The organism is Halonatronomonas betaini, from assembly GCF_015666175.1.
Taxonomy (GTDB): domain Bacteria; phylum Bacillota; class Halanaerobiia; order Halanaerobiales; family Halarsenatibacteraceae; genus Halonatronomonas; species Halonatronomonas betaini.
Map to the genome: position 1 here is coordinate 420,608 of NZ_JADPIE010000003.1, position 6,715 is coordinate 427,322.

A 6,715-nucleotide genomic window follows, 5' to 3' on the forward strand; every position below is an offset into this window, starting at 1 on the left:
TAAAAAACTCAAGGTCGGCTTGAACCGGGTAATTATAATCCGGTTTTCTGCCGACCTTTTTTTATATATAATTTGGCTTTATTTGATTAATCAGCCCCAGATGGGCATTAAAATTAATTATATTATCTAGATTTCACAATAAATTTAATAGCTGTACGCTCTTCTCCTCCAATCTCAACTTCTTTAAATGCAGGTATGCAGATTAAATCGATCCCTGCTGGCGCTACAAAACCTCTAGCTATCGCAACTGCCTTAACTGCCTGATTGATTGCTCCTGCACCTATTGCCTGCAATTCAGCAGTACCATTTTCTTTAAAAGTTCCCGCTAAAGCGCCTGCTACAGAATTAGGATTAGAATTTGCTGCTACTTTTAATACATCCATGTAATAAAATTACCTCCTTAAAAACTTAAGTCGGGGCTGATATTACTATAATTGTCTGTATTATAGGAAACTCCTGCAGTAATTTGAAATAGTATAAAAAAATTAATAAAATTATGAAAAACTGTATTCCTGGCAAGACTAAAATACTTGCCTTTTAATATTTTTTTAACTGCTAAGGCTGCATAATTCCGGCAAAGGCCAGCCAGGCCAGTACAGATTTAGCTACAAGGCTGAGGATTATATAACCCCTTTCCCCATATAGATAGTTCTTCCATTTCCCCACCTTTTTATACTGTAAAATCATATTGATAGGGAACAGGTTGAAGAACACAAAATAACTTCCTACAATTGCATAGACAAACCAGGGTACTTCTGCAGGGTTGGAATTACCAAAGGCATATAAAAGGATAACTATCCAGGGGACTATTCCTGCAAAGCTGCCGAAAATAAAGGGCTTCCAGTTAGTCTTTTCAGTCTTCTCATTAATCTCTTCCATATCAAGGCCAAATAGGTTCATAGAGGCGTTTGCTGCAATAATCAATAGCAGGGCACCTATATCATATACACCGAACAATAGAGCTATTAGAACAATCATCAGAGAAGAACTCAGTGCATACTCATACCAGCGAAAGCGATTCATTCCCCGGTCTAGATCTCGGTTATAAATAGGGTTTCCCCAGGAACTTACAATAATAAAATGAGCTGCTGCCGATAGAAATAAAAAGATGGAGACCATGATTCCAAAGGGTACCTCCCCGATCTGATTAGGGTCTGTTACTAATCGCATCTGGGTCTGATCAAAGGTTAAAAAATAAGACCAGACAGGAATTCTAAATTCAGCAATCCGCTCAATAAAAAGCGCAAATCCCAGCATCAAAGTTCCTTGAATCAAATGCAAAAACCCCATAATTTTATTAAATCTTTTTAAAGAAGCATAGGTAATTTCTTTTGCCATCTCAGCACTTTCTTTCTTTTATTTAAAAATAAAAACTACTAACTTAACTAAACATCATTATTAGTTATTTCTTCACTGATAAAAATAATCCTGTAATTTTAACAAATAATAGAAAAATTAAAATAAAATAATATTAATTTGAATTATTTCAAGGTTTTTATAAGCTTAATAAAGAGCTATGCTTTAAATGATCTTCTATTTTAATGTCTGGTAAGACATCTAGCTCTGATAATGCATAAACTGCTCCTGCTAGAGCTTCTGAATTTTCCTTATTCTTAAACGAAGACTCAGTAATTTTTAAGTTCTTTGTTACAGTACTTTTTAATTCTGATTCAGTTGAATTCAAACTACTTTTGACAACATTGATAAAGTCATTATAATAGCATATCTTTCCGGATATGACGATTATATTAGGATTCAATAAAAGAGTTAAATTAAATAATACCTTCCCTAAGTACCCAGCCCCTCTTCTAACGAAATTTTTAAGGGTTTGATCTTTTGGCAACATTTTTAAAGCATAATCTATATCTAATTTGTCTTCATCAACATCAAAATTATTTTTCATAAAGTTAACAACAGCTTTATTAGAAATAAAACTATTTAAAGTTACTGACTTATTAGAACCTGGATTTATAATAGTGCTACCTAATTCACCAGCATAATTATCTGCTCCAGAATAAGCCTTTCCATTAAAAATCATCCCTGCTCCAACACCTTCAGAAATATAAATATATAAAACATTATCTGTAAGAGCATGTTCACCAATTAAAAACTCACATACAGACAATGCTAACGTATTATGAACAACTACTACCGGTATTTTGATTTCTCTGTTAATAAGATACTTTAATGGTAATCCTCTTAATACTGAATTTCCATCAATAATCATCCCTTTCTCTTCATCAACAACTCCTGGAACTGAAATACCAATATGATCTATATCAAATTCTTTAAGAACTTCTTTAATAACTTTTTTACAATCTTCAATTTGTTTAATAGGATCATTATTTTCAACTTTACAAGTTTTAGATAAACATATTTCATTTGCCAAATTTACAACAGTATACTCCCAAATATTATTGCTAACTGATATACCCAACACAAATTTCCCATTTTTATTTAATGAAAAATATTTAGGAGGCCTCCCACTTTTAGTAATACCATCTGGGCGATATGATGTGTCATGTTGAAAAATTAAATTATCACTTTTTAATTCCTCTAAAAGAGATAAAATAGTAGTTGGTGTTATATTCGTCATATTATATATCTCCGGTTGAGAAATCGGACCATGGTACCTTACTATTTCTAATAAAGCTTTCCGATTCATCTTTTTAATATCAGCAGTATCTCCTGTATACATTAAAATCACCTCAATCATTTAATCATATTTTTTAATACTAGATTAACAAAACTTTATAAATTAATAAGGTTTGTTTTTAATATGTTGGTAAAGATTTATAGTCATTTGTTTTATAACTATCAAAAGATCTATCAACTTCAATGTCCTTATTAATCTTTTCAATCTGCTCATCTAGCCATTTTACTAAATACTTTAAACGTGAAATTATATCAGCATAATGTCCTAAATTAGTATCTAAATTTGCTTGTTTTGACCTTTTAAACCATATAGCAGAAAATTCAAGCATCAATTCTGAGTAATCTTTAATAAGCTGTTCTGTTTGTAATTTATAATCAATAATATTATTAACATCTGGAAAATCATTTTCAAAATGGTTTCTAATATTTCTTCCAAGTCTTAGTTTTATTATCATAACTCTAAATGCTTTAATAATATAAATGAATTCCTTCTTCATTAAGCTTCTTTTAACTTTATTAATTTCTCTTTCGATGAAATTTACCTTGTTTTCAATATTATTTATTTGTTCATCGGTAATTTTAAATATAGGTCTTAATAGGTGATGACCTTTCTCCTCCATTACATATGGTATATTTTCTGGTAGTTTATCAAAGGGTCCATTCAAATCATCTGGCTCTGGGCCAATTAATGTCCTCCCAAATAAAGGTTCATCAAATAAAGATATAACACATTGGCATCTATTTTTTGACCATATTCCAGGGATTCTATAAATTTCGCAAAACTTATTAATTATCTTAAGCCATAAATCACCTTCAGAAAATATTCTCTGATAAGAATCATTTAATTTATCTTCTTCGAATGATAACCCTTCCCAGCTTAATGACCCTGTATAAATATAAGTATAAAAACTAGCACTAACCATTGAGTAATGTCCATGATCTCCCCAGTCAGTTAATAATACTCCTGATGCTCCATTTTTAATCCCATCTCTAATTAAATTATGAATATTAATTTTGGCAGAGTCTATTCTTGGAAATATACTGTTCCATGCTCCAGTTCCGGGACAAACCCAGAATTTTCTATTAGATTCTCCAAATTTATAGGTTGATTCATAACTTTCTTTGGGGTCATAATCCCAATCTAATAAAATTACATCCTCTGGGACCTCATCCATTAAATCTGGATAATTTATTAATATATCACCAAAAAGCATAATTTTTTTATTATACTTATCAGCTAGTCTTATCAATTGTTTAATATGATATAAATATACTCGGCCTTTACCTTCTTTTTCAGCCCATTCTTTAGATAACCCTTTTCCAAGATCATAGGTTTCATCTGCGCCAACATTTAGCCAGTCACTTGAAAAATATGGTAGATACTCAGAATATAGGTCATTAATAAAATCGTAGGTTTCATCTAAAGCAGGAGATAATGTCCAGAATAGTTCTGATTCACTAAGTTCTCTATATTTTGCTTGCTGTAAAGTATAATTTTGATGCCCAAAAGACTGCATATTTGCCATTAATTCTATATGATTCTCTTTACATTTCTTCTCTAAGTCTTTAATAAATCCAGCATCGATAGTATTATCTTCTTGATTTATATCAGGATGTTTTTCAGATTTATAAGTATTTTCTATATATAACTGTAACACATTTAATTTACCTATATTCATAACTTGAATAATTTCATCTAAAGTTTCTAATTTCATGATTTTATCTCTAGAATAATCTAACATTAATCCTCTATTTTCTATTTTAGGATAATCAAATATTTGCAAGCAAGTTATAAGTTTATCTTCTATTTGGCTCAATATCTGCTCAAAAGTTAAACAAGCATAAAACAGTCCAGTTTCATCAAACCCACTCAAATAAATAATGTTTTTACTAATACTTAAATCATAACTTTGAGGTCTATCTAGATTTTTAGTATTTTTGTTTTCCAAATCAGTGTCTGGACTATTAGAGATTATTATTTTGGATTTCAAATTATCTTTTAGTACATACTCATATTCAATATTTAATTTTTCATCTATTAATTTACCGATTTTGTTTAAAGTCTTTTGATTACTAGAATACAGATATACTTTATTCTTAAAATGAAAAGTCTCTTTTAGATATTTAATACTTTTTACATCTGGAATTATTTTATATTTCATTTAAGCTTTCCTCCTATAATAACTAACTCCATGGATAAGCAATGTCCCAAATATTATCAAAATCTTGTGACCATAAAGTAGTAAAATTATCTGCAGCCATATAAGTGCTAAAATCATTGTCAAACTCTTTAGAACCCAATATATTTTCTCTTTGTTCATTTAACCATATTGCAGATTCAGATAATTGATTAATAAGTTTAGAATATAAGTAAGATATATTTTCAAAACCTTCAAAGTAAGACCTTTCCATCCAAAGTTCAGAGTGAAGCCCTCTTATCTTTTCTACTTTTTGACTAAGCATTTTAATTTTGTTAATTGTTTCTAATATGAAATTTTCATCAACAGTTTTATTGGCAAATCTTTCTCTAATTTCATTTGAAAGCAAACCCTTTTCACCAGTAAGCTTAACCTTCATAGCTGAAAGTGTCATTTCTTTACTTAAAATTGTAGAATCTAAATTTTTACTTACTTGTAACCCTTTAACACCTACAGAGTATAATTTTATAAAGTCAGATTTATCTAATGAATCTATACCTTGAACTCCTTTTATTGATTTCCCTTTAATAATATCATCAAATAGAGAATACAACGATTTTGTCTTAAAAGCATCTGTAAGTCCTTCATTGCTTGTTTCAAGTATTCTTAATAATTCTAGCTGATCTTTAGTAAAAAAATCAAAAAACTCCATTCTTGATAAAAAATCATCATAAGTTAATTCATTTAAAGACCAACTTTTTTCCGCCGCATAAATATATCCTGGAAAACTTAATCCTATGGATTGCATATGACCGTAGTCGCCCCAGTCTGTTAAGAGCACACCATTTGTCCCATGTTTATATCCTGCATCAATGATGTTATTAATATTTCTAAAGGCATTTTTCATACGAGGGAAAATTGAATTCCAACTGCTTGTTCCAGGAGCGACCCAAAATTCTAAATCTTCATAATGCTTCATATTTGAATAATCTTCATTAGGTGAGTAATCCCAATATATAGGAATAATACTTTCATCCAGTTCTTTTAATAATTCTGGGTATTTATTAAACATATCGCTCCAGATTAAAGTATTATTTATACCATATTGTTTTATTATATCTATAACCTTATCTAAATGCTTTAAATAAACTTGTTCTTTACCTATTTCATTACAAATATCTTTAGAATAACCAGTTCCAATGTCATAGGCTTCATCCATATTTATATGCATAGTTTTTGATTCAAAACCTTTTAAAAGGTTTTTTATCAGATCATCAAGTAATTGATAAGTTTCATCTTTTAAAGGAGCAATAGTCCATAAATCATCATTTTCAGATAAATCCTTATACTCAGGAATTCTCAAAATACCATGGGCATGAGAGAAAGTTTGTAAATTAGGCTGAAATTCAATCGCTCTTTGCTTGCAATATCTATTGATTTTAATTATATCTTCTTCAGTTAGTCTTCTTTTCTTCTCCCCTATCTTTGGATGAGAAGGAAAGAAATATGCATCTTCAATATATACTTGAAAAATATTCATTTTATAAAGATATAAAATATCTATAATTTTATAAATGGTTTTAAGTTTAGGCACCTTTCCCCTTGACACATCCAACATTAAACCTCTATTTTTAACTGAAGGATAATCAATTATTTTCATAGAATTCAAATCCCAATTAAGCTTTTGATCCAATAATTGACCAAAAGTTAAAAAGGCATAATTAAGTCCTTCTGCTCCAGTATAATAAATAATTGTTTCTCCTTTTTTTATATCTAATATATATGATTGCTCTATAACTTCATTATTTATCGGTTCATTAGATTTATGTAATAATTCTTCACTACTTATGATTAAGTCTATATAATGGTGTAAAAAGAAAATAATACGAGCCAAATGCTCTCTCCTCGGTTATAATATAAGT

5 protein-coding genes are annotated in these 6,715 nt (G+C 29.4%); all 5 read right to left on the minus strand.

Annotated features, from left to right (window positions below; all coding sequences use genetic code 11):
- Nucleotides 1–122 precede the first annotated feature (122 nt).
- The 5 genes from I0Q91_RS07500 to I0Q91_RS07520 all read right to left on the minus strand — a co-directional run bounded on the left by I0Q91_RS07500 (nucleotide 123) and on the right by I0Q91_RS07520 (nucleotide 6,687).
- Nucleotides 123–383, minus strand: coding sequence for a stage V sporulation protein S (locus I0Q91_RS07500; protein ID WP_270453828.1), 261 nt, complete (start codon nucleotides 381–383; stop codon nucleotides 123–125).
- 172 nt (nucleotides 384–555) lie between these two features.
- Nucleotides 556–1,338 carry a heliorhodopsin HeR gene (gene heR, locus I0Q91_RS07505; protein ID WP_270453829.1) on the minus strand — a complete coding sequence of 261 codons (783 nt, stop codon included), beginning with the start codon at nucleotides 1,336–1,338 and terminating at the stop codon, nucleotides 556–558.
- 157 nt (nucleotides 1,339–1,495) lie between these two features.
- Complete coding sequence (locus I0Q91_RS07510) at nucleotides 1,496–2,698, minus strand: ROK family transcriptional regulator (RefSeq protein WP_270453830.1); 1,203 nt, start codon at nucleotides 2,696–2,698, stop codon at nucleotides 1,496–1,498.
- A gap of 76 nt (nucleotides 2,699–2,774) precedes the next feature.
- On the minus strand, nucleotides 2,775–4,817 hold the full coding sequence (locus tag I0Q91_RS07515; protein ID WP_270453831.1) for a glycoside hydrolase family 20 zincin-like fold domain-containing protein: 2,043 nt from the start codon (nucleotides 4,815–4,817) through the stop codon (nucleotides 2,775–2,777).
- 22 nt (nucleotides 4,818–4,839) lie between these two features.
- Complete coding sequence (locus tag I0Q91_RS07520; RefSeq protein WP_270453832.1) at nucleotides 4,840–6,687, minus strand: beta-N-acetylhexosaminidase; 1,848 nt, start codon at nucleotides 6,685–6,687, stop codon at nucleotides 4,840–4,842.
- Nucleotides 6,688–6,715: the final 28 nt, after the last annotated feature.